We start from the raw sequence: 23,061 nt of genomic DNA, 5'->3' as shown, positions 1-23,061 counted from the left end.
CCGTCTCCCCCGCGAGGGAACGGGCCGCCGCCGCGCCTCGGCTACGGCTGCTTCTCCAGGACCGGCCCCTCGCCGCGCGCGGGGCGGCCGTTGACGGCGGGTCCGGCCGCCGCCGCCAGCTCGGAGAGCCGGGTGTCGCCCAGGCCCTGGGCGCGCACCGTCTCCAGCAGGCCACTCAACTGGCCGGCGCTGTCGCCGCCCTTGGAGATCAGCCCGCTCAGCAGCCCGGCCAGCGTCAGGTCGCGCAGCCCGCCGGCGCCGAGGCCCCCCACCATCCGGGAGAGGTCGTCGGTGAACGTCGAGCCGTCCTTGTCCAGCCAGGGCCCGACCAGGGTGCGGGCGTGCTCCGAGCGGTCCAGGAAGCCGTCCACGCTCTTGCCCGCCGAGATCGCGCCGACCAGCCGGTCGAAGAAGACGGTGTCGCCGCCCACGATGTCGATCTTCGCGTTCTCCAGCCCGGCGCCGACCAGCGTGGCCTGCGCCTCGGCGATCTGCCGGTGCACGTCGATCCCGGCCAGCCGGACGTCCTTCTCGGCCTCCAGGCGCAGCCGGTACTCCTCGTGCTCCCGGCTGGCCGCGTCCAGCGCCGCCATCGACTCGGCCTTCTCCTTCAGCCCGGTGGCCTCGGCGCCCATCTTCTCGCGCAGCGCCTCCGCCTCGGCCAGCCCCATCTGGCGGGCGGCCTCCGCCTCGGCGGCCCGCGTCGCGGCGATGGCCTGCGCCATCCGCTCCTGGACCTCGGCCTCGGCGATGCCGGGCGCGGCGGCGTCGGCCCGCTTGCCCTCGGCCAGCCGGATCGCGGCCTGCGCCTCCAGCTCGGCGGACTTCCGCTTGGCCTCGGCCAGCGTCAGGCTCTCGGCGGCCCGGTGGGTGGCCGCCGCCTCGGCGGCCTCGGCGGCCTTGATGTCCTTGACCAGCCGCTCCTGCGCCTCGGCCTCGGCCGCGATGATCACGGCCTGCCGGCCGCGCTCGGCCTCCTCGACGGCGCGCAGCCGCTTGATCTCCTCCTCCTGCTGCGCGACGGTCTTCTCCACCGCGATCCGCTCCCGGACCACGTCGGCGATCTCCCGCTTCTCGCCCTCGATCTCCTTGTCGGCGGCGATCCGCGACAGGCCGGTCTCCCGGTCGCGGGCGATGACCTCCAGCAGGCGGTCCTTCTCGATCCGCTCGTTCTCGATGGCGACGACCCGGTCCCGGTTGAGCCGGGCGACGGCGACCTCGCGCTCGCGGTTCTCGTTCTGGACCCCGAGGACCTCCTCGGTCTTCAGGTGCGCGGCCTGGGCGCGCAGCCGCTCCTCGGCCTGGACGCGCGCGGTCTCGGCCTCCTCGCGGGCGCGGACGGTCTCGACCTCGCGGCGCTGCTTGATCTCCGCGTCGGCCTGCCGGCGCTCCAGCTCCAGCACCGCCTCGCGGGCGTCGACGTTCTGCCGGGTGATCTCCTTCTCCTCGTTGCGGCGGAACTCGTTGGTCAACACGTGCTGCGCGGCGGTGAGTTCGGTGATCTTCCGGATGCCCTGGGCGTCCAGGATGTTGTTGCTGTCGAGCTGCCCGAGCGGCGTCTGCTCCAGGTAGTCGATCGCCGCGTCCTCCAGGCTGTAGCCGTTGAGGTCGGTGCCGATGACGGCGATGATCCGGTCGCGGAACTCGTCACGCTTGGTGTAGAGGTCGGCGAAGTCCAGCTGCTTGCCGACGGTCTTCAGCGCCTCGGAGAACTTGGCGTTGAACAGCTCCTGGAGCGTGGACCGGTCGCTGGCCCGCTCGGTGCCGATGGCCTGCGCCACCTTGATGACGTCGGAGACGGTCTTGTTGACGCGGACGAAGAACGAGATCCGGATGTCGGCCCTGATGTTGTCCTTGCAGATCAGGCCCTCCTTGCCGGTCCTGCCGATCTCGATGGCCTTGACGGAGATGTCCATCACCTCGGCCCGGTGCAGCACCGGCAGCACCACGGCGCCGGTGAACGTGACGTCCACCTTGCGCACCTTGGAGACGATCAGCGCCTTGCCCTGCTCCACCTTGCGGAAGAGGCGGGTGAGCAGGAACAGCGTGGCCAGGATGATGATCAGGACCGCGGCGATCAGCACGCCGAGGCTGGTCCCGAGAGTGTCCATGGGTGGCCCCCCTTGTGTTTTCGATTCGGCGGGCCCTCGGGCCCGCGTCGCCGCGACGGGTCGCGGACTTCCGGCCGTTCGTGGGACGCCGCTGCGGCGTCCGGTCGGCGTTGTGTGGGCAACGCTTCGGGCGCGGCGGCGGGCGCGGCCCGGCCCCCGGCCGGTCGCGCGCGGCGAGGCGCCGCCACGGGTGTGCGAAACGGGTGTGCGAAGAGTTCGGTGAGAATTCGGTGGGAATCCGGAGACAAGCAGTGCGGAGCGGTGGCTTACAGGTGAGGACGCGTCAGTCCAGTGCCCGGTTTCGACCGGGCCCGGGTTCGTCGGGCCCCGGGTCCAGCGGGCCGGCGTCGTAGGGCGCGACCCAGAAGAACCCGCCGTCCGCCTCGTAGCCGTAGATCAACGCCCGGCGCCCGGCGGCCAGTTCGGCGGCCTCGGGCCCCTCGGCGCGGACCTGGACGATGGCGGTGCCGCCGTCGTCGGCCGCGACCTCGGCCTGGCCGAAGGAGGCGGTCACCCGGCTGGTGCGCACCTCGCAGACCCGGCCGACGAAGTCCCGGTGGTAGATCCCGGACTCCGGCACGAAGAGCCGCCGCAGCGGGCGGACCGCGAGCCAGGCCCCGGCCCAGCCGAGCAGCAGCGCGGCGGGCGGCACCAGCGCGCGACCGACCTCGTCGTCGATCAGCTCGCCACCGGCCATCGAGCCGAACCAGGCCAACGCGACCAGCAGCGACAGCGGAACGGCCAGCGGCACGCCGCCGAGCCCGAACCAGCCGAAGCCGCCGCCGGCGTCGGCGGCGCCGTCGGCCGCCTCCACGGCCCCGGCGCCCACGCCGAAGGCCAGGGCGAAGAGCCAGTAGAGCAGCACCACGGCGAGCGGGATGGAGAAGACCACGGCGGGAAACTCCAGCGCCGTCGCGAAGAAGTCCGCCATGTCACCCCCCCAAGGTCACCTGTCCTCCATTAATACATCCTTAACACCCCGTCGCGCCAGTGCACTTCCCGACCACGTCGGGTCACGAACCGTCATCGCGTCCACCTCCGTCCCGTCTGCGTCCGACCGCCGCCCGGTCCTTCCCCAGGTTCGCCTGCGCCGCCCACCTACCGATCACAGGAACGCGCCGCGCCACGGACAGATCGCTAGCTACCGCAGCAAACCGTCGGAAACACCCCGGCGGGAACTATGCTGACGGCCGGTCAGTCTCGACACCGGTCCGGCCGGGCACGGCCCCGCCGGCAGGCAGCGAACGGAAACGGGCACGTCGTGGCGCATCTCGCCCTCCCCCTGCGGCGCTGGATCGCGGAGACCCACCCGGCCCGGCTGGTGGTGCTGGCGCTGGTCGGCGTGATCCTGCTCGGCACCGCGCTGTTGAAGCTGCCGGTGGCCTCGGCCGCCGGGGAGTCGCCCTCGCTGCTGACCGCGCTGTTCACCGCGACCTCGGGGGTCTGCGTCACGGGGCTGTTGGTGGTGGACACCGGAAGCTACTGGTCCGGCTTCGGCGACGTGGTGGTGCTGGTCCTGGTGCAGGTCGGCGGCTTCGGCATCATGACGTTGGCCTCGCTGCTGGCGCTGCTGGTCGCGGGGAAGCTGCGGCTGAGCACCACCCTCAGCCTGGACACCGAGACCTCGGCGGGCGGCGGCGACATCCGGCGGCTGCTGGGGCGGATCGCGCTGATCACGGTGACCGTGGAGGCGGTCACCGCCGTGCTGGTGACCGCGCGCCTCACGCTGGGGCACGGCGAACCGCTCGGGCGGGCGCTCTACCACGGCGTCTTCCACGCGGTCTCGGCGTTCAACAACGCGGGGCTGAGCCCGTATCCGGGCAGCCTCAGCCGGTTCGCCGGCGACCCGTGGACGCTGCTGCCGCTGGCCGCCACCGCGCTGATCGGCGGGCTGGGCTTCCCGGTGATCATCGAGCTGCTGCGCTACCGCGCCCGCCGGCGCGGCCCGGGCGGCGTGCGGACCTCGACGCCCTGGTCGCTGCACCTGCGGCTGACGCTGGCGACCAGCGCCCTGCTGCTGGTGGCCGGTTGGGTGCTGACCCTGACCTTCGAGTGGAACAACCCGACCACCTTCGGCCCGTTCACCGTCGGCCAGAAGGTGCTCAACGCGTTCTTCCACTCGACCGTCGCCCGCACCGCCGGCTTCAACACCACCGAGATCGCCGCCATGGAGCCGGAGACGCTGCTGGGCACCTCGGTGCTGATGTTCATCGGCGGCGGCAGCGCGGGAACGGCCGGCGGGATCAAGGTGACCACGGTCGCGGTGCTGGGCGCCGCGGTGCTGGCCGAGGTGCGCGGGCACCGGGAGGCCGGGCTCTTCGGGCGGCGGATCTCCCCGCAGGTGGTGCGGCAGGCGCTGACCGTGACCCTGCTGAGCGCGGTGGTGCTGGTCGTCGCGATCGTGGCGCTGATGTCGCTGATCCATGTCCGGGCCGAACTGGTCGTGTTCGAGGCCGTCTCGGCGTTCGGCACGGTCGGAATGCATACCGGTCTGGTCGGCGACAGCCAGACAGCGGCTCAGGTGATCATCATGGTGCTGATGTTCGTCGGCCGGGTCGGCCCCATCATCCTGGTGTCCGCGCTGGCGATGCGGGTGCGGGAACAGCGGTACCGGCTGCCGCAGGAGCGGCCGATCATCGGGTGACGTCGGATCACGGGACGGGAGCGCCATGAGTTCACAGCTGCACGCCATGCGCCGCAGGCGCGGCAAGCGCACGGCCGCCGCGCACGCGCCGGCCGAGCACCACCGCGACCAGCGGATCGCCGTGGTCGGACTCGGCCGGTTCGGCACCTCGCTGGCCGAGGAGCTGATGCGCCGGGGCTGGGAGGTGCTGGGCATCGACTCCGACGAACGGCTGGTGCAGCAGCACCGCGACGTCCTCACCCATGTGGTGCTGGCCGACGCCACCGACGAGGAGGTGCTGCGGCAGCTGGGCGTCCACGAGTTCCCGCGCGCGGTGGTGGCCATCGGCACCCAGATCGAGGCGAGCATCCTCACCACCTCGAACCTGCTGGAACTGGGCGTCCGCAACCTCTGGGCCAAGGCGATCAGCCGCCAACACGGCAAGATCCTGGAGCGGTTGGGCGCCCATCACGTGATCCTGCCCGAGCACGAGATGGGCGAGCGGGTGGCCCACCTGGTGACCGGCCGGATGCTGAACTTCATCGAGTTCGACGACGACTACGCCCTGGTCAAGACGATCGCGCCGGAGTCCACCACCGGGATGCCGCTGAGCGAGAGCGGGGTGCGCCGCGAGCACGGGGTGACGGTGGTCGGCGTCAAGCGGCCGGGGCAGCAGTTCACCCACGCCACGGCCGAGACGGTGGTGCACCCGGGCGACGTGATCGTGGTGACCGGCCGGACGGCGGCCGTCGAGGCGTTCGCCGAGCTGACCTGAGCGAACGCGGGCCACTCGGGGAACGACGACGGGGTACGGTGGCGTCAAAGGCGCGTCAAGAGGGCCGTCCCCGTGGGATGCCCGGCGCCTGGGGTGTGCCGGGAAGTCTGGTCGGCGAGTCGTTGTCGTCGTCGTCCGCCGACCGGAAAGGCCACCCATGACCGCCCCCTCCCGCGCCGCCCGCGACCGCCGTTCGCTCGCCGACTTCCTGCGCCTTGAGGTCACCGGCGGCCTGCTGCTGCTGGTCGCCGCCGCCGTGGCGCTGGTGCTCGCCAACTCGCCCTGGAGCGAGGGCTATGCGACGGTCCGCGACCACCACCTGGCCGTTCCGTTCCTCGGCCTGGACCTGTCGATCGGCCACTGGGCCTCGGACGGGCTGCTGGCCGTGTTCTTCTTCGTGGCCGGCACCGAGCTGAAGCGCGAGCTGACCGTCGGCGAGCTGCGCCGCCCGGCCGCCGCCGCGCTGCCGGTGGTCGCGGCCGTCGGCGGCATGGTCGCCCCGGCGCTGATCTACCTGGCCGTCGCGCTGGCCGGGGGCGGCTCAACGGACGGCTGGGCGGTGCCGATGGCCACCGACATCGCGTTCGCGCTGGGCGTGCTGGCCGTCGTGGGCCGCCGGCTGCCGGGCGCGCTGCGGACGTTCCTGCTGACGCTGGCGATCGTGGACGACCTGCTCGCCATCCTGGTGATCGCGGTCTTCTTCACCTCGGAGCTGAACGTGTGGGCGCTGGCCGGCGCCGTCGCCGGGCTGGTGCTCTACCGGCTGCTGCACACCCGGGGCGTCCACGGCTGGTACTGGTATCTGCCGCTGGCCGGCGCCGTCTGGACGTTGACCTACCACAGCGGGGTGCACGCGACCGTCGCCGGCGTCGCGCTGGGGATGCTGCTGCGCGCCACCCCGCGCGACGGCGAGGCCCAGACGCCGGCCGAACGCGTCGGGCACCTGGTGCACCCGCTGTCGGCCGGCGTCGCGGTGCCGCTGTTCGCGCTGTTCGCGGCCGGGGTCTCGGTCTCGCCGGCGGCGCTGGGCGAGATGGCGGGCGAGCCGGAGGCGGTGGGCGTGGTGCTGGGGCTCTTCCTCGGCAAGCTGCTCGGGGTCCTCGGCGCGACCTGGCTCACCGTCCGCCTCACCCGCGCCCGGCTCGACCCCCGGCTCGGCTGGCCCGACCTGGCCGGCGGCGCGCTGCTGGCCGGGATCGGCTTCACCGTGGCGCTGCTGATCGCGGAACTCGCCTTCGTCGGCGACCCCCGGCTGACCGAGCACGTCAAGGCGGCCGTGCTGCTGGCCTCGCTGCTGGCGGCGGCGAGCGCCTCCGTGGTGCTCACGCTCCGCGGCCGCGCGCTGGCGCGCCGGAGCGCACGGTAATGAACGGGGGGCGTGCGGTGACGAGAAGGAGCGCGCGTAACGACCTCGCAACGGTGAGACATGGACCACAGTCGGGCCCGCATAGATGTGAAGGCTGTGGGTAGCCGCGCGCCCATGGCTCCACCGACAAGAGTTTTTCTTCAGAACGGACGCCGAGAATCCGGGCTCAGTCGCCGCTCCCTGCTGACGGGGCTGGCGGTGTTCGGCGGCCTCGCGGCCACCGGGTGCAGCCGGGTGGCCGCCGAGGACGCGGTGGAGGGGGGCGATCTGCTGGAGCGGCTGCGCGAACGGGGCACCGTCAAGGTGGGCATCGCCAGCGAGCCCCCCTTCGGCTATATCGACGACGACGGCGAGCCCACCGGCGAGGCGCCCGAGATCGCCAAGGTGATCTTCGCCCGCCTCGGCGTGGACAACGTCGAACCGGTCCCCGTCGACTTCAGCGCCCTGATCCCCGGGCTCAAGGCGCAGGTCTTCGACGTGGTCTCGGCCGGGATGTACATCATGCCGGAGAGATGCGAGCAGGTTCTCTTCGCCGATCCCGACTACCAGATGCCCGACTCCTTCATCGTTCCCGCAGGTAATCCCAACAACATCACGAAATACGAGGACATCGCCGAGCAGGGCCTGACCATGGCCACCGGGCAGGCGTACGCGGAGATCGAGTACGCGGTCGCCGCCGGCGTGCCGCGCGGCGAGATTCTGATCCTGCCCGACCAGGTCGCCGGCCTCGACGCCGTCGCCCAGGGCCGGGCCGACGCGTTCGCGGGGACCAACGTCACCGTGATGGACGTCGTCGAGGGCAACAGCCGGGTCGAGTCCACCGAGCCGTTCGTTCCCATCGTGGACGGCGAACCGCAGTACGGCGCGGGCGCGTTCGCGTTCCGGCCCTCCGAGCGGAACCTCAGGGACGCGTTCAACGAGGAGCTGCACAAGCTCAAGCGGAGCGGGGAACTGCTGGAGATCATGGCGCCCTTCGGCTTCACCGAGGCGGAGATGACCGAACTCACCGCTGAGGAGCTTTGCTGATGATGACCGAGGGGATGTTCACCAACTACTTCCTGCCGGGCATCTGGATCACCATCCAGGTGACGCTCTACAGCGCGGCGCTCGGGGTGGTCGTCGCGTTCGCGATCGGCACGCTGCGCACCTCGCGGCTGTGGATCGTGCGCTTCCTGGCGGGCTGCTACTTCGAGATCTTCCGTGGCATGTCCGCGCTGGTGCTGATGTTCTGGCTGGTCTTCTCGCTTCCGCTGCTGCTGGAGTGGCGCCTGGTGCCCATGTTCGCGGGCGTGTTGGCGCTCGGCCTGACATACGGCGCCTACGGCTCCGAGGTGGTGCGCGGCGCGCTGGCCGCCGTACCGGAAGGGCAGCGCGAGGCGGGGATCGCGTTGAGCTTCACCCGGTGGCAGCGCCTGCGGCGGATCGAGATCCCGCAGGCGTGGCCCGACATGGTGCCGCCGTTCAACAACCTGCTGATCGAGCTGCTCAAGGGCACCGCGCTGGTCTCGGTGATCACCGTGGCCGACATGGCCTACGCCGGCAACCTGGTGCGTCTTGGCTCCAACGAGTCCGCGCCGATCTACACCCTGCTGCTGGTGCTCTACTTCCTGCTCGCCTTCACGCTGACCCGTGGGATGCGCGTCATCGAACGGCGCGCCAACGCGAACGTCGGCAAGCCACAGCCGCGCGGCGGCCTGCTGGCCCGGCTCTCCCTGCGGGAGAACGCCGGTGAGGGCTCGGGCGCGCTGACCACGGGGGGTGCGGCCAAGTGAACTGGGACTGGGAAGTCGTCAACGACTTCATGCCCGAATTCTGGGACGGGCTGCTGGTCACGCTCCAGGCGCTGGTGCTGGGCAGCCTGATCGCCTTCGCGCTCGGCCTGGTCTGGGCCATGGCCCAACGCGCGCCCTTCGCCTGGGTGCGCTGGCCCGTGACCGCGTTCACCGAGTTCGTGCGGAACACCCCGCTGCTGGTGCAGCTGTTCTTCCTGTACTTCGTGGTGCCCGAGTGGGGCCCGTCGATGTCGGCGTTGACCACCGGCATCATCGGCCTCGGCCTGCACTACTCGACGTACACGGCGGAGGTCTACCGGGCCGGCATCGCCGGCGTGCCGGTCGGCCAGTGGGAGGCGGCCACCGCGCTGAGCCTGCCACGCGGCCGCACCTGGATCGCGGTGATCCTGCCGCAGGCCATCCGCCGCGTCGTGCCCGCGCTGGGCAACTACGTCATCGCGATGCTGAAGGACTCCCCCATGATCGCGGTCATCGGGGCGATGGACATGCTCGGAGCGGCCGAGAACTTCAGCAACACCACCTTCACCATCGAGGCGTACACCGTCGTTGGCATCGCCTTCCTGGTCATCGCCTACCCGGCCTCTCTGCTGATCCGAGTTCTGGAGCGTCGTCTTGCCCTCACCAGCTGAAAACCCAGAGAACGTCCTGAAGAAGAACGACGGGAGCACCCCGGACAGCGACGCCGCCGCCGACGCCACGGCACCGGCCGCCGCGTCGGCCCCGTCGGAGTCGTCCAGCCGGGCCGCCGGCAAGGAGCTGGTCAGGTTCGCCAACGTCACCAAGCGGTTCGGCGACGTGACGGTGCTCGACCAGCTCGACTTCTCGGTCGACACCGGAAAGCACGTCACCCTGATCGGCCCCTCGGGATCGGGCAAGACCACGATCCTGCGGCTGCTGATGACCCTCCTCACCCCCGAGGAGGGCACCATCACCGTCGACGGGCAGTACCTGACCCACGAGGAGCGCAACGGGAAGCTCGTCAAGCCAGGCGAGAAGCACGTGCGCGAGGTGCGCAAGAAGATCGGCATGGTCTTCCAGCACTTCAACCTCTTCCCCAACATGCGGGTGCTGCGCAACGTGATGGAGGCGCCGGTGCATGTGCTGGGCCTGTCCAAGGACGAGGCCGAGCAGCGCGCCAAGGAGCTGATCGAACTGGTCGGCCTCTCCGAGCACCTGGACAAGTACCCCAGCCAGCTCTCCGGCGGGCAGCAGCAACGGGTCGCCATCGCCCGCGCGTTGGCGATGCGGCCGCAGGTGCTGCTGCTCGACGAGGTGACCTCGGCGCTGGACCCTGAACTCGTCGCCGGCGTGCTGGACGTGCTGCGGGACATCGCGCTCTCCACCGACATCACGATGCTGGTGGTGACCCACGAGATGTCGTTCGCGCGGGACATCTCGGACTCGGTGCTGATGTTCGACAAGGGGAAGATCGTGGAGTCCGGGTCGCCGGACAAGATCTTCAGCGAGCCGGAACACGACCGCACCAAGGAGTTCCTGGCGACGGTGCTGTAGTCAACGGGCCTGTCGTCAACGCCGCTGTCGGCCGGCCCCGGTGGGGCGCCGTTTCTTCCTTCGTGAACCGGCGCACCACCGGGGCCGTTCTCGCTACGCTGGTGGATGCTCAGCCCCCGCGTCCCCGCGACGCGGGCCCTCGTGAACGCTGGCAGGAGGACGACGTGGCGACAACGCCCGGGCGCACGGCCCCGTTCCACTCGGTGCGATACGCCCTGCGACTGCTGGAGGCGATCGCCGGGCACCCGGACGGGATACGCGCGGGCGACCTGGCCCAGGCCGCCGGACTCCCGCCGGACCAGCGGGAACACCTGATGGGGATGCTGCTCGCCGAGGGCTATGTGGAGGAGCCGGTCGAGGGGGTCTACGCCCCGGGGCGCGCCCTGCTGATGCTCGGCGGCGTCGGGGACGACGGCGAGGAGGGCCGCCGGCGGTTCCGCGACGAACGGCTCCAGGCCGCCCTCGACGCGCTCCGCGACTCCCTCAACGCCCCCGTGTACCTGGCGCGTTACGCCGACGGCGAGCTGGAGGTGCCCCGGATCTCCGACACCCCGGAGGCGCCGGTGGTCAACGAGTGGGTCGACTTCCGGTCCGCCGCGCACGCCACGGCCATCGGCAAGTGCCTGCTCAGCCAGCTCGACCACGACGGCCGCGAGGACCACCTCGCCCGGCACCGCGCCGCCCGGCTCACCTCCCGCACCATCACCGACCGGCGGGTGCTGCTGAGCGCGCTGGAGCGACAGCCGCCGACGATGCCGGTGTTGGACTTCCAGGAGTACGCCATCGGCACGCTGTGCGCGGCGGTGCCGCTGACCGCCGGCTCGACCGTGGGCTGCCTGGCGCTGTCCCTGCCGGTCGGCCAGGCGCACCGACTCCGCCGCGCCGCCGAGGAGTTGAACCGCCAGGCGGCCACGACGCTGCTGTCGCTGACCATCTGAGGTCGCGGCCACCCGCGTCTGCCGGCCCCGGCTCAGCCCTTGGGCGCGGCCTGCTGCACCACCTCAAGCGACCACAGCTCGGAACCGGTCGCGGCCGGCCTCCGACGCTCGCCGTCACCGCCGCCGTTGCCGCCGTTGCCGGCGCCGTGGGCCTGCCGCATCGAGCCCTCCGCCCACCTGCGGTAGTCCTCCTCGCTCCGCCAGCGGGTGTACACCAGATACCGGTCCGTGCCCTCGACGGGCCGCAGCAGCTCGAACCACTCGAACCCGTCCTGGCTCTCCACCATCCCGGCCCGCCCGGCGAACCGCCGCTCCAACTCCTCCCGCTGCTCGGCGGGAACCTCCAACACGTTGATCTTCACCACGGACACCCGAACCGCCTCTCGGCAGGAGAACGCCAGGGTTCACACCTGGCCCCGACCACACTCGGTGCAGTCTCCTACATCCGTCGGGCTGGGTGGGAGGCACACCCCCAACATCCACCTCACCACCCGGTTCGCCCACCTTGCTACCTCACTGCTGGCCTGGAGCGGGCAGGTCTAACATCGCGAGCCGTGACTACTCTACGCAGACAAAGAAGTCCTCTGGGTGCCCAGTCGGGTGCCCGTCGAGGATCGGCGCAGCGGTCGGCCAGCACTCAGACGGCCCCTGACGACGCTGACCAGACCGCCCCCCAGGTTCCACCCCGTCTCTACAACAGGCGCGTCAACGTCCTCATTGAAGTTCTGGATCGGCACGGGGAGACGACGACGATCCGGGAACACATGGAGGCGAAGGGCTGGCCGATCCGAGATCCCGGCCTAGAGGAAAGTGCTTCACCTCGCCCTGGCTACCGGCATCTCGTTGTCGAGGTGCGATTGTTCGGCGCTCGGTGGGGCTCGGTCAAGGCCGCCGAACACCGCCTTCAGAGAAAAGCGCGCAGGCACGATCTCGCCCTGCGGATCGTACAGTCCGTGCGACTCACTCACGACTCGGGCCGCTGGGTGCTTTACCGAGTCATCCCCAAGGATGATGCCCGGGCGCATCGAGCATGGTTGGGACTGCTTCGGGCCAAGCTCTCCGGACACGAACGCCATGTCTGGGTTCCAGCCGACACCACTGACGCCGAGATCAAAGCCCAGCTTGCGAGAGATCAGTTCGCTGGTCACCGGTTCTCCGTCGACGAGCACCAGATCATGCCGCCCCCACCTGCCAGCCGCGAGGAGGCGAGCAAGCGCACCCAGCCCGCCTCCACTGCCTCGGTCGTACGTCAGCACCTTGCGGTGCTCCTGGCACTGATCAGCGGAGTGAGTGGTCCCCTGGTCTTCGGGGTGGGCTACATCATTCCCGTTGGTTCGGGGCTGGCCGGCGCGGTACTGCTCAGCCTCTTGCCCCGAAACATCCATCTCGTCAGGGTCCTCGCGGGAGCCGCCCTTGTGTGGGGCGGCAGCGCGTTCCTGGCACAGGTGACAGAAGACACAGTCCGGGATCTCGGTCTTCGCCCAATCGCCTACCTACTGATCGGCGTCACCATCACCGTCGCCATGGCGCCCGGCGTGTACCACGCCCTGCGAGCGAGCTGGTTCATCAGAAACGGTGCCCTGATCGCGTCGATCACACTTCCGGCCCTCGGCGTGCTGGTGTTCGCTATCGGAAGATTCATCCAGTCCAGCTACCTGGACAGTTTCGGCTTGCCCCGATCCGAAGTACGCCCTCACAACGAACTGTGGGAGTTCCTCGCGGCAGCCAAGCCACTGGCTGTCGGCCTGGCACTCTGTCTGTTCGTCATCGGATCCGTGGGTTGGCTGCGCTACTTCTACGCCCCTTGGCGCTACACGCTTCCGCTCGTAACCGTGTTCTGCGCCCTGTACATTTTGATGGCTATCGCGCTCGCGTCCCAAAGCGCCAGTGATGCCGCCGAGCAGGCGATGGCGGACTTCCGGGAAGGGCACACCCCGCCGTCCTACCTCGGGCTACATCCGAACATGATGTGTGTGACGCCGACAGGCGAGGGGCCGATCCCCGTGGAGAACGGCCCCGTACCCGTGGACCGGCCGGTGCTCTCCTTCGGAAGCTCGGGCACCTGGATCTGGCTTTGGGACGCCCACCGCGAGGGAGGCGAGGACACCTGGCGAGCCTTCGCCGTTCGCCGCGAAGATGTCGAGCTTGTTCATCCCTCGATCTCCGGTCCCGACTGCGGGACCACGCGGAGATGAACGAGTCCGGATCATCGACTAACGGCTTCTCACGCGATCATGACCGACGTTCGCATTCATACGCGCGACCACGTGAGCCCGCGCGACCGAGACCTCCGGCGTTGCATAGTCTCAAGGTCACCACACAGTCAGCCGGGTGCCCGTCTCGTCGTTACCCTGGACACATGGCTCAACTCGGCGACCGCATCGCCCGCTTGCGCAGGATCGGCCGGCTCACGCAGGAGCAGTTGGCGGAGCGGGCCGGGGTGTCGGTCGATGTGGTGAAGAAGCTGGAGCAGGGACGGAAGCACTCCGCCCGCCTGCCGACCCTGCACGCGCTGGCCCACGGGCTGGGCGTGGAGCTGACCTCGCTGCTCGGAGAACCACCCGCCGTCTCGGTCGAACAGCCCGACCCGCCGCAGTTGGTGACGTTGCGCCGAGCCATCGCTCCCCCGTTCTTCGGCCGCCCGCCCGAACCCAGCGAGGCGGGCCTCTCGGCTGATGCGCTGCGGGCGTCCATCGCGCAGACCTGGACGCTCTACCACGCCGCGACGTTCGACGACGTACTCGCCCGGCTGCCGGGGCTCATCAACAACGCCCGCTTCGCCGCCGCCGCCGGAAACGACCGCCAGCGCGCCGCCGGGCACGGGCTGCTGGCCAAGTCCCTGCAACTGGGCGGCCATCTGGCCATCCGCCTGAGCAGGACCGACCTGGCGCTCGCCGCCCTGGAACGCGCGATGACCGCTGCCGAACTGTCGTCCGCCCCGCTGTTGCCGGGGATGATCTCGACCTCGGTGGCCTGGTCATACCAGCGGCAGGCCCGCCTCGACGACGCCTGGAACCTCGCGGTCCACGCGGCGGATCAGGTCGAGCACGAACACGCCGGAACCACGGACGGGGTCCGCGTCTGGGGCGGACTGTTGATGTCGGCGGCCACCTCCGCCGCCCGCGCGGGCGACTACGAACGCGCCAACGAGATGATGACCGCCGCCGAAGCGGCCGCCGGTCGCCTGGCCGCGCTCCCCCCGTCGGCGGACGGCCGCCTGGTCTCCGTCTTCTCCCGCTCCTCGGTCCGCATCGAACGCGTGCGGCTCGCCGTGCAACACGCGCGTCCCGACGAGGCGCTGGCCCTGGCGAAGGGAATGCGGCTAAGCGCGGACGTGCCGCCGAGTTGGCGCACCTGGCTGCTGTTGGACGTGGCCAGGGCCCATGCCGACCTGGGTGACGCGCCGAGTGCGGTCCGCGTCCTGGAGCGACTCGATCGCGTCGCACCAACCTGGATCAGACACCACACCCTGGCCGTCTCCCTGGTCCGCGACCTGTCCGCCGTCCCTCATCCGCCAGCGGGCCTGCGCCGCCTGGCCGACCTCCTGGGTGTCACCTGACGCGCCAGCACCAGTCACCTAACGCCACCAAACGGGGACGTTGCGTCCCTGTCGGGGCCGCACACAACCAACGAGGCTGAACGCACCAACCGTTGTTCGCGTTGACCAAGGAGCGTTCATGCCCGTCTCCCCCAGCAGTCCCGCCCAGCCCGAACCGCCGTTCTGCGAAAGCTGCGAGGAGACGGCCGAGCTCGTCCTCCCCTGCCTGGAGGTCAGCCTCTCGGGAGGGGGTTGGGTGATCCATGCCTGCCCGTCCTGCGTGCGAAGCGATCCTCAACTGGCCGCCCGGGTGCCTTTGGCGCTCGTCGCCGCCCTCGCCTGACCGGCGGCGGCGCGGCTCCGCGCCGAGCCGGCGCGGCTCTGCCCGGCCGGTGCCCGGACGGGCATCCCCGGCCGTCGGCGCGGGCCGCCGCTTTCCGGGCGTGGGTGGCGCAGCGATAGCGTGTACGCGACCTGCTTCTGGTTATTCCTTCGGGAGGATCGCCCATGGCAACCACACGCACCGCGACGACCAACTGGGAAGGCTCTCTGATGGAGGGGGCCGGGAAGGTGAACCTGGACTCGTCCGGGCTCGGCACCTTCGAACTGACCTGGCCCTCGCGCGCGGAGGCCCCCGAGGGGCGGACCAGCCCCGAGGAACTGATCGCCGCCGCGCACTCCGCGTGCTTCTCGATGGCGCTCTCGCACGGGCTGGCCGGCGCCGGCACCCCGCCGGAGACGGTGCGGACCTCGGCCGACGTCACCTTCCAGCCGGGGACCGGCATCACCGGCATCGTGCTGAAGGTCCAGGCGAAGGTGCCGGGCCTGACGGCCGAGGGCTTCCAGGAAGCCGCCAACACCGCCAAGGAGAACTGCCCGGTGAGCAAGGCGCTGGCCGGCGCCCCCATCACCCTGGAGGCCGAACTCCTCGACTGAGGCGCCGCCTTGGGCCCCCGGCACCCGATCCGTCGACGGGCGCCGGGGGCCCGACCGTGTCGACGGCGGCGCGAGGCCAACGGTGCGGCCGGAGGGATTCGAACCCTCACGCGCGTGAAGCGCACTGGGACCTAAACCCAGCATGACTGCCAGTTCCATCACGGCCGCTCGTGCCGGCGATTCTACGACAGCCGCCCGCGGCAAGGCCGTTCCGCGAGATGCCGCAGAAGCCACCGGGGCAGGCACCCCGAGAGGCGCCCCGAGAACGGGCGCGACCCGGCACCGGCCCGGCACGGCCCGGGCCGCCGCGCGGCGGCGGGGGCGGCGGGGCGTCATCCGCCCAACGCCCGCGTGGCCGCGTGGATCAACAGCCCGGCCAGCGCGCCGATCACCGTGCCGTTGAGGCGGATGAACTGGAGGTCGCGGCCGATGTGCAGCTCGATCTTGCGGGAGGTCGTCGGCGCGTCCCAGGCGGCCACCGTGTCCGTGATCAGCGAGGTGATCTCGGCGCGGTAGCCGTTGACCACATAGATGGTGGCGTCCGCGACCCAGCCGTCCAGCTTGGCCCGCAGCCGCTCGTCCGAGGACAGCCGCCCGCCCGTGGTGAGCACGAAGGACCGCGCCCGCAGCCGCAGCGCGCTGCGCTCGTCCTCCGCCGCGTCGACGATCATCGCGCGCAGCGCGCTCCACGCCGAGGCGATGAGGTCCTGCACGGCCGGCCGGTTCAGCAGGTCGTTCTTGAGCCGCTCGACGCGCTCCCTGGTCTCCCGGTCGTGCTGCAACTGCTGCGCGAAGTCGGCCAGGAAACGGTCAACCGTGGCCCGGGCCGGGTGGTCGGGCTGCTGTCTGGCCTCGGTGACGAAGCGCAGCAGCTCGCGGTAGACCCGCTCGCCGACCTTGCGGTCGACGAACCGGGGCGTCCAGCCGGGCGAGCCGCCGGCCACCGCGTCAAGCACCGACTCCCGGTGCGCGGTCAGCCAGGTGTGCGCGGCCTCCAACACCAGGTCGACGAGCCGGCGGTGGCCGTCGTCGGCGATGGTCTTCTCCAGTAGCCGACCGAGCGTGGGCGCGACCTCCTGGGCGCCGGCCCTGCGGGTGATCGACTCGCCCAGCACCGCCTGGACGTCCGCGTCCCGCAGCACCCGCAGCCCGCCGCGCACCGCCGTGGCCAACTCGGCGGTGACCCGGTCCGCGTTGGCCGGCACGGCCAGCCAGTCGCCGACCCGCTGGGCCAGCTCGACCGAGCGCAGCTTGTCCCGGACGACCTCCTCGGAGAGGAAGTTCTCCCCGACGAACTCGCCGAGGGACTGGCCCAGTTGGTCCTTCTTCGTCGGGATGATCGCGGTGTGCGGGATGGGCAGGCCCAGCGGTCTGCGGAAGAGCGCGGTCACCGCGAACCAGTCCGCCAGCGCGCCCACCATCCCCGCCTCGGCCGCCGCCGCCACATAGCCGGCCCAGGGGCCGGCGCCGCTGTGCTCCGCCCAGGTGGCCAGCGCGTAGACGACCGCGACCAGCACCAGCAGCCCGGTGGCGACCCCCTTCATGCGGCGCAGCCCGCGCCGCTTCAGCTCGTCAGCGGCGGTGAGCACGCCGGCCCGCCCCGCGCCAACGGAGCGCTCCGCGCCCCCACCCACGGCGCGCTCGGCGCCCTCGGTCCGCATCGCCATCCGCTCCCTCCGCGTTCGCCGTTGGCAACGACGCACACCCCGCACGCCGTTCCCGCATCATCCCCCGTTCCGTCGTTTCCACCGCATCCGCCATCCACAGGCCGGTGTGATGATCGGCAACCTGTGGATGGCCGGTGCGCCCACCTGGGTGGCTCGTGGGATCATCGACGCGTGGGAGTGGTCAGTAAGCGAGGGGCCTTCGGCCTGCTCGCCGCTTTGCTTGTGATATTGCTCGGGGTCGCCCTTGCCATCGGCACGGGGCGGGGGGAGCGGGTGGACATCGCCGCGCCGGCGCCTGCGGCGCCCGAGGTGGTGCCGGCTGCCCAGGGCGAGTGGGTCGCCACCTGGTCGGCCGCGCCGTCCGGCGCCGAGCCCGGCACCAGGGACGGCCTCCCCGACCAGACGATCAGGAACGTGGTGCGCACCTCCGTCGGGGGCAACGGGGTGCGGATCGAGCTGTCGAACCGCTACGGCAGCCGCCCGGTCACCTTCACCCGGGTCACGGTCGCGCTCTCCTCGGCGCTGGGCGGTGCCGCCGCACACGAGGGCACGATGCACCGGGTCACGTTCGGGGACGGCGCCTCGGTCACCGTGCCGGCCGGCGGCTCGGTGCTGTCCGACGCCGCCCCGCTCGAACTCCCGCACGCGGCCGACCTGTTGGTCTCCGTCTACACCCCGGAGTCCTCGGGCCCCGTGACGTACCACCGGATGGCCCAGCAGCCCACCTACCTGGCGCGCGGCGACCAGACCAGCCGGCTGTCGGGCTCCGGCTTCGCCCACGCCTCCGACGTCTGGCGCTATCTCACCGGCGTCCAGGTCTTCACCTCCCAGGCCGACGGCGCCGTGGTGGTGCTGGGCGACTCCCTGACGGACGGGATCACCTCGACGCCGGGCGCCAACCACCGCTGGACGGACTTCCTGGCCGCGCGGCTGCGCGGGGACGCGGAGGCGCCGCACCTCGCGGTGCTCAACCAGGGCATCAGCGGCAACCGACTGCTGCGGGACGGCGCGCCCGACCGCCTGTTCAACGGCGCCAGCGGGCTCGCCCGGCTGCGCACCGACGTGCTGCCCCAGCCCGGCGCCCGTTCCCTGGTGGTGCAGCTGGGCATCAACGACATCCTGCTCCAGCCCAGGGCGACGGACGCCCGGGTGATCGTGCACGGGCTGAACCGGCTGGCCGAGGAGGCCAGGGCGGAGGGCCTGCGGGTGCTGGGCGGGACGCTCGCGCCGTTCGGCGGGCATCCGGGCTGGACGCCGGAGCTGGAGCAGATACGTCAGCAGGTGAACCACCAGATCAGGACGGCGGGCATATTCGACGCCGTGGTCGACTTCGACCGGGCGCTGCGCGACCCGGCGGCGCCGCACCGGCTGCTGCCCGGCTTCGACTCCAGCGACGGGCTGCACCCGAACGACCACGGCTTCCGCGCCATGGCCGAGGCCGTGGACCTCGCCGAGCTGGTCGACCACACGGCGGAGGCCCAGGCCCTCTGACCCGGCGGCCGAGCCCGGCCCGGCCCGCCCCGGCGCCAGGCCGGGACCGCCCCAGCTGAGCGGAACATGCGCACGGGGGCGTCGGCGGGGAGGATGTGGGTAACCGCCCTGGTCAGTCGCTGGGAAGGGTGATCAAGCCGTGGTGAAACGCGTGATGAAGGCCGCCGTCCTCCGCCGTCACGGGGGCATGGAGGCGCTGGAGCTGCGGGATGACTGGCCGCTGCCCGAGCCCGGCCCCGGGCAGGTTCTGGTCCGGGTGGCCGCGGCGGCGGTCAACAACACGGACGTGTGGACGCGCGAGGGCGCGTACGGGCTGCCCGGGCGTCCGGAGGCGAAGGCGGGGTGGCGCGGTCCGCTGGAGTTCCCGCTGGTCCAGGGGGGCGACATCGCGGGCAACGTCAGCGAGGTCGGCGCGGGCGTGCCGACGGAGTGGGTGGGCCGCCGGGTGCTGGTCGATGCGGCCTTCTACGCCGACGACGGCGAGGACGCCCCGCCCGTCGGCCTGCTGGGCAGCGAGCGGGACGGCGGCTTCGCCGAGTACGTCGTGGTGGACGCCGACCGCCTGCACGACATGGGTGCCTCCCCGCTCTCCGATCAGGAGCTGGCCGCACTTCCGGTCGCCTACGGCACGGCGATGGGGATGTTGGAGCGGGCGGAGATCCGCCGGGGTGAGACGGTGCTGGTCACCGGCGCTTCCGGCGGGGTGGGCCTGGCCCTGGTGCAGCTCGCCGCGGCCAGGGGCGCGCGGGTCGTGGCGCTGACCAGCGAGTCCAAGGCCGCCGCACTGGAGGAGGCCGGCGCCTCGACGACGTTGCCCAGGGAGGCGGACCCGGCCGATCTGGAACGCCGGTTGGACGCGGCGGCGCCCGGCGGCCTGGACGCCGTCGCGGACGTGGCGGGAGGACCGTGGTTGGCGCGGCTGCTGCCCGCGCTGCGGGAGAACGGGCGTTGGGTCATCGCCGGCGCCGTCGCCGGCCCGGTCGTCACCTTCGACCTGCGGCGCCTCTACCTGCACAACCTCCGCCTCATCGGCTCCTCCATGCACACGCGTGCCCACTTCGCGGCGCTGGCCGAGCTGGCCCGCACCGGGAACGTGCGGCCGCGCATCGCGGCCGGCTTCCCCCTGGCTGACATCCACGCCGCCCAGAAAACGTTCCGGGACGGCAGGCATGTAGGCAAGATCACGATCATTCCGTGACAGGGACGGTCGCGGGGGCGCGCGCTCGCGGGGCTAACGGGTGAGGTCGCACCCCCGTCCGGGGGACAGCGGACGCGCCGGCGGTGTGGGCGACACCGGGGATTCGTTACGCACGGTGCGACAGTGTTCACCAGAAGGTAGATAAACGTACCGCCGACGCACCGCGACGAGTCGTGAGGGCCCATGAGCGACGCAAGCCCGCCCAGCAGTAGCGACGACGAACCACCTCAGGAGCCCACCGCCGAGCCGGCCGGCCGCGCGCCGCGCCCGAGCCGTTGGCCCGGCTGGGCGTCGCGCCCGGCGCACCCGGCACGCCCGCCGCGCACCGGCTGGCGCCGGCTGGTGCCGACCTGGCGGATGACGCTGGTGGCCACCGCCGTGGCACTGGTCGCCCTGCTCGGCTCCCTGGTCGCGGGCTATCTGCTGGTCGACATCCCCGAGCCCAAGTCGGCCGCGGCGGCGCAGAGCAACGTGTATCTCTACGCCGACGGCAGCCAGTTGGCCCGGGTCGGCGAGATCGACCGGGAGAACGTTCCGCTCGACGAGGTGCCCCCGCATGTGCGGCACGCCGTGCTGGCTGCCGAGGACCGCGACTTCTACCACGCGCCCCCGGTCGACGTCTCCGCGATGATGCGCGCCGGTTGGAACATGCTGCGGGGCGGCGGCCGCCAGTCGGGCTCCACGATCACCCAGCAGTATGTGAAGAACTACTACCTGGACCAGCGGCAGACGGTCACCCGCAAGGTCAAGGAGCTGTTTATCGCGGTCAAACTCGATCGCGAGGTGTCCAAGGACGAAATCCTGGAGGGCTACCTCAACACCAGCTACTTCGGCCGCAACGCCTACGGCATCCAGGCCGCCGCCCACGCCTACTACGGCAAGCCGGCGAAGGAGCTGACCGAGGCCGAGGGCGCCTACCTGGCCGCGTTGCTCAACTCCCCCAACGCCTACGACGTCCGCGCCAACCCGCAGAACCAGGACCGCGCGGTGGCCCGCTGGGAGTACGTCCTGGACGGGATGGTCTCCGAGGGCTGGCTGGACGCGGCCAGGCGCGCCCAGCTGCGCTTCCCCGAGCCCAACGAGGAGAACGTCTCGGCCGGCCTGGGCGGCGAGCGCGGCTATCTGGTGGAGGCCGTCAAGCAGCACCTCGCCGAGCGCGGCATCGCGGACGAGCGCGAACTCGCCGAGGGCGGCTACCGGATCACCACCACCATCGAGCCCGCCCGGCAGCGCGCGCTGACCGACGCGGTCAACGCCCAGCTGGAGACCGCGCTCACCGAGGAGCGCGAGCAGGACACCTGGGTGCGCGCCGGGGCGACCTCCGTCGACACCGAGACCGGCCATGTCGTCGCGATGTACGGCGGCCGGGACTATATCGACCAGTATGTGAACAACGCGACCCGGCGCGACTACCAGGCCGCGTCGACGTTCAAGCCGTTCGTCTACGCGGCGGCGTTGGAGAACGACTCCCGCACCCACGATGGGGAGTTGATCGGCCCGTCCACCGAGTACGACGGCAAGAGCGGCCGCGAGGTGGTCGGCCGGGACGGCCGGGGCACCGGCTGGTCGCCGGAGAACGAGTCCAACCGCAGCTATGGCACCGTCAAGGTCAGCGAGGGGATGGACAAGTCCATCAACGCGGTCTTCGCGCAGATGGGCGTGGACGTCGGCCCCGAGCTGGTGCGGGACACGGCGGTGGCCCTGGGCCTGCCCGAGACGACGCCCGGGTTGACCGAGGCCGACGCGTCGATCTCGCTGGGCACCGCGACGCCCAGCACCCTGGACCTGGCCGGCGCCTACGCCACCCTGGCCCGGCACGGCGAGCACCGCACCGTGCTGCTGGTCTCCGAGGTGACCAAGGACGGCGAGCCCATCGAACTGCCCGAGCCCGAGCGGCGCCAGGCCATCTCCCGGGAGGCGGCCGACGGCACCACGGCCATGCTGGAGGCGGTGGTGCGCGGCGGCACCGGCACGGCGGCGGCCAGCGCCGGCCGCCCGGCGGCCGGCAAGACCGGCACGGCGGAGGCCGACCGCGCGGCCTGGTTCGCCGGGTTCACGCCCGAACTGTCCACCGTGGTCGCGATCTTCGGGCAGGACCCGGAGACCGGGGTGCAGCGCGAGCTGTACGGGGCGGCCGGCCAGGAACGGATCAGCGGCGGCGGCTTCCCCGCGCGGATCTGGGGCCAGTACACCCAGGAGGCGCTGGAGGGGCAGCCGGTCACCGACTTCGACCTGCGCGAGCCGGAGCGCCGCGAGCACGACGACGGCGACCTGGAGGGGGAGGACGAGTCCGAGGAATCGGAGGAGGGCTCGGAGGAGGGCGAGGACGGGGCCGACCCGGAGTCCGAGGAGAGCGAAGGACCGACGGACACCGGAAGCCCGGAGGAGTCCGGCGAGCCGGACGGGCCGAGCGCGCCCGGCGGCTCGACCGAGCCGGGCGGCACGGGCGAGCCGGCCGATCCCGGGACGCCGCAGTCGCCGGACGGCGGCGCCGGCGGGGCCACGACCCCCGACGACAACCCGCCGTCGCCCGGCGGCGAGGCGCCGGCCGAGCAGCCCGGCCGGGCCGCGCCGGCGCCCGGGCCCGAACCGGCGGCGGTGCCGGAGGAGGAGAACGCGGCGGCGGCGCCGGCCGCCGAGGCCGAGCAGGCCGCCACCCCAGGCGGCGGCTGACCGGCCCGGCCGGGCTGCTCGGCCGGGTGTTCAAGGGAGCGGAACGGGAACGCCGGTGCGCCGCGCGGGACTTGGCGGCCGAGCCGTTCGGACAGGGGCCGGGCCCGGCGGAACGGAAGCCGGGCCCGGGAGGAACTACAGGTACAGGCCGGTCGAGTCGTCGGAGCCCTGGAGCCGCTCGGCGGCCACCGCGTGCAGGTCGCGCTCGCGCATCAGGATGTACATCACGCCGCGCACCTCGACCTCGGCGCGGTCCTCCGGGTCGTAGAGCACCCGGTCACTCGGTTCGACGGTGCGGACGTTCTGCCCGACGGCGACCACCTCGGCCCAGCTGAGCCGGCGGCCGACCTGGGCGGTGGCCGGAATGACGATGCCGCCGGTGGACCGGCGCTCGCCCTCGGCGTTCTCCGCCCTGACCAACACCCGGTCGTGCAGCATTC

The 23,061-nt window shown here is 71.8% G+C and carries 20 protein-coding genes and 1 tRNA gene; 15 read left to right on the top strand and 6 right to left on the bottom strand.

What is annotated here, in order from left to right; all coding sequences use genetic code 11:
- Positions 1 to 41: 41 nt before the first annotated feature.
- Both FH609_RS27165 and FH609_RS27160 read right to left on the bottom strand, forming a co-directional pair.
- A complete protein-coding gene (locus tag FH609_RS27165) occupies positions 42 to 2,111 on the bottom strand; it encodes an SPFH domain-containing protein (protein ID WP_139673031.1) in 2,070 nt (689 codons plus the stop codon).
- Positions 2,112 to 2,394: 283 nt separating this feature from the next.
- Positions 2,395 to 3,042, bottom strand: coding sequence for a hypothetical protein (locus FH609_RS27160; protein ID WP_139673034.1), 648 nt, complete (start codon positions 3,040 to 3,042; stop codon positions 2,395 to 2,397).
- 330 nt (positions 3,043 to 3,372) lie between these two features.
- On the opposite strand from FH609_RS27160, the gene FH609_RS27155 reads away from it, so the two are divergent.
- The 8 genes from FH609_RS27155 to FH609_RS27120 all read left to right on the top strand — a co-directional run bounded on the left by FH609_RS27155 (position 3,373) and on the right by FH609_RS27120 (position 11,118).
- Entirely contained in the window at positions 3,373 to 4,755 is a 1,383-nt protein-coding gene (locus FH609_RS27155) for a TrkH family potassium uptake protein (RefSeq protein ID WP_226961983.1), read from the top strand.
- Between the two features lie 25 nt (positions 4,756 to 4,780).
- Positions 4,781 to 5,509 (top strand): potassium channel family protein, encoded by a 729-nt coding sequence (locus FH609_RS27150; protein WP_139673040.1) that lies wholly within the window; start codon positions 4,781 to 4,783, stop codon positions 5,507 to 5,509.
- A gap of 157 nt (positions 5,510 to 5,666) precedes the next feature.
- Positions 5,667 to 6,875: a Na+/H+ antiporter NhaA gene (gene nhaA / locus FH609_RS27145; protein WP_139673043.1), complete on the top strand. Its 1,209-nt coding sequence runs from the start codon at positions 5,667 to 5,669 to the stop codon at positions 6,873 to 6,875.
- 114 nt (positions 6,876 to 6,989) lie between these two features.
- A complete protein-coding gene (ehuB, locus tag FH609_RS27140) occupies positions 6,990 to 7,901 on the top strand; it encodes an ectoine/hydroxyectoine ABC transporter substrate-binding protein EhuB (protein WP_139673046.1) in 912 nt (303 codons plus the stop codon).
- Complete coding sequence (ehuC, locus tag FH609_RS27135) at positions 7,901 to 8,647, top strand: ectoine/hydroxyectoine ABC transporter permease subunit EhuC (RefSeq protein WP_139673049.1); 747 nt, start codon at positions 7,901 to 7,903, stop codon at positions 8,645 to 8,647. Before ehuB ends, ehuC begins: the two co-directional genes overlap by 1 nt.
- Positions 8,644 to 9,297 (top strand): ectoine/hydroxyectoine ABC transporter permease subunit EhuD, encoded by a 654-nt coding sequence (gene ehuD, locus FH609_RS27130; RefSeq protein WP_139673051.1) that lies wholly within the window; start codon positions 8,644 to 8,646, stop codon positions 9,295 to 9,297. Before ehuC ends, ehuD begins: the two co-directional genes overlap by 4 nt.
- Positions 9,298 to 9,424: 127 nt before the next feature.
- Positions 9,425 to 10,180, top strand: a complete 756-nt coding sequence (gene ehuA / locus FH609_RS27125) for an ectoine/hydroxyectoine ABC transporter ATP-binding protein EhuA (protein ID WP_139673287.1) — start codon at positions 9,425 to 9,427, stop codon at positions 10,178 to 10,180.
- Positions 10,181 to 10,344: 164 nt separating this feature from the next.
- Positions 10,345 to 11,118: an IclR family transcriptional regulator gene (locus FH609_RS27120; RefSeq protein WP_139673054.1), complete on the top strand. Its 774-nt coding sequence runs from the start codon at positions 10,345 to 10,347 to the stop codon at positions 11,116 to 11,118.
- A gap of 32 nt (positions 11,119 to 11,150) precedes the next feature.
- Here FH609_RS27120 and FH609_RS27115 read toward each other — a convergent pair whose 3' ends face one another.
- Positions 11,151 to 11,489: an antibiotic biosynthesis monooxygenase family protein gene (locus FH609_RS27115; protein ID WP_139673057.1), complete on the bottom strand. Its 339-nt coding sequence runs from the start codon at positions 11,487 to 11,489 to the stop codon at positions 11,151 to 11,153.
- A gap of 393 nt (positions 11,490 to 11,882) precedes the next feature.
- On the opposite strand from FH609_RS27115, the gene FH609_RS27110 reads away from it, so the two are divergent.
- The 4 genes from FH609_RS27110 (at position 11,883) to FH609_RS27095 (ending at position 15,592) form a co-directional block, all read left to right on the top strand.
- Complete coding sequence (locus FH609_RS27110) at positions 11,883 to 13,313, top strand: hypothetical protein (protein ID WP_139673060.1); 1,431 nt, start codon at positions 11,883 to 11,885, stop codon at positions 13,311 to 13,313.
- Positions 13,314 to 13,477: 164 nt separating this feature from the next.
- A complete protein-coding gene (locus tag FH609_RS27105) occupies positions 13,478 to 14,677 on the top strand; it encodes a helix-turn-helix domain-containing protein (protein ID WP_139673063.1) in 1,200 nt (399 codons plus the stop codon).
- Positions 14,678 to 14,795: 118 nt separating this feature from the next.
- Positions 14,796 to 14,999, top strand: a complete 204-nt coding sequence (locus FH609_RS27100; RefSeq protein ID WP_139673065.1) for a hypothetical protein — start codon at positions 14,796 to 14,798, stop codon at positions 14,997 to 14,999.
- A 164-nt stretch (positions 15,000 to 15,163) separates the two neighbouring features.
- Positions 15,164 to 15,592 carry an OsmC family peroxiredoxin gene (locus FH609_RS27095; RefSeq protein ID WP_139673068.1) on the top strand — a complete coding sequence of 143 codons (429 nt, stop codon included), beginning with the start codon at positions 15,164 to 15,166 and terminating at the stop codon, positions 15,590 to 15,592.
- Between the two features lie 83 nt (positions 15,593 to 15,675).
- Here FH609_RS27095 and FH609_RS27090 read toward each other — a convergent pair.
- Positions 15,676 to 15,760 (bottom strand) — tRNA-Leu (locus FH609_RS27090).
- A gap of 164 nt (positions 15,761 to 15,924) precedes the next feature.
- Positions 15,925 to 17,259, bottom strand: coding sequence for a DUF445 domain-containing protein (locus tag FH609_RS27085; RefSeq protein ID WP_139673071.1), 1,335 nt, complete (start codon positions 17,257 to 17,259; stop codon positions 15,925 to 15,927).
- 171 nt (positions 17,260 to 17,430) lie between these two features.
- On the opposite strand from FH609_RS27085, the gene FH609_RS27080 reads away from it, so the two are divergent.
- The 3 genes from FH609_RS27080 to FH609_RS27070 all read left to right on the top strand — a co-directional run bounded on the left by FH609_RS27080 (position 17,431) and on the right by FH609_RS27070 (position 22,621).
- Positions 17,431 to 18,750 carry an SGNH/GDSL hydrolase family protein gene (locus tag FH609_RS27080; protein WP_226961982.1) on the top strand — a complete coding sequence of 440 codons (1,320 nt, stop codon included), beginning with the start codon at positions 17,431 to 17,433 and terminating at the stop codon, positions 18,748 to 18,750.
- Between the two features lie 154 nt (positions 18,751 to 18,904).
- Positions 18,905 to 19,948 (top strand): zinc-binding dehydrogenase, encoded by a 1,044-nt coding sequence (locus tag FH609_RS27075; RefSeq protein ID WP_139673293.1) that lies wholly within the window; start codon positions 18,905 to 18,907, stop codon positions 19,946 to 19,948.
- 183 nt (positions 19,949 to 20,131) lie between these two features.
- Positions 20,132 to 22,621 (top strand): transglycosylase domain-containing protein, encoded by a 2,490-nt coding sequence (locus tag FH609_RS27070; RefSeq protein WP_405379123.1) that lies wholly within the window; start codon positions 20,132 to 20,134, stop codon positions 22,619 to 22,621.
- A 135-nt stretch (positions 22,622 to 22,756) separates the two neighbouring features.
- Here the strand turns inward: FH609_RS27070 and FH609_RS27065 are convergent, their stop codons facing one another.
- Positions 22,757 to 23,059: a GroES family chaperonin gene (locus FH609_RS27065; protein WP_122185064.1), complete on the bottom strand. Its 303-nt coding sequence runs from the start codon at positions 23,057 to 23,059 to the stop codon at positions 22,757 to 22,759.
- Between the last annotated feature and the right edge of the window lie 2 nt (positions 23,060 to 23,061).

The organism is Streptomyces sp. 3MP-14 (genome assembly GCF_006334905.2).
GTDB lineage: Bacteria > Actinomycetota > Actinomycetes > Streptomycetales > Streptomycetaceae > Streptomyces > Streptomyces triticirhizae.
This window is presented reverse-complemented; position numbering and strand designations above follow the sequence as displayed.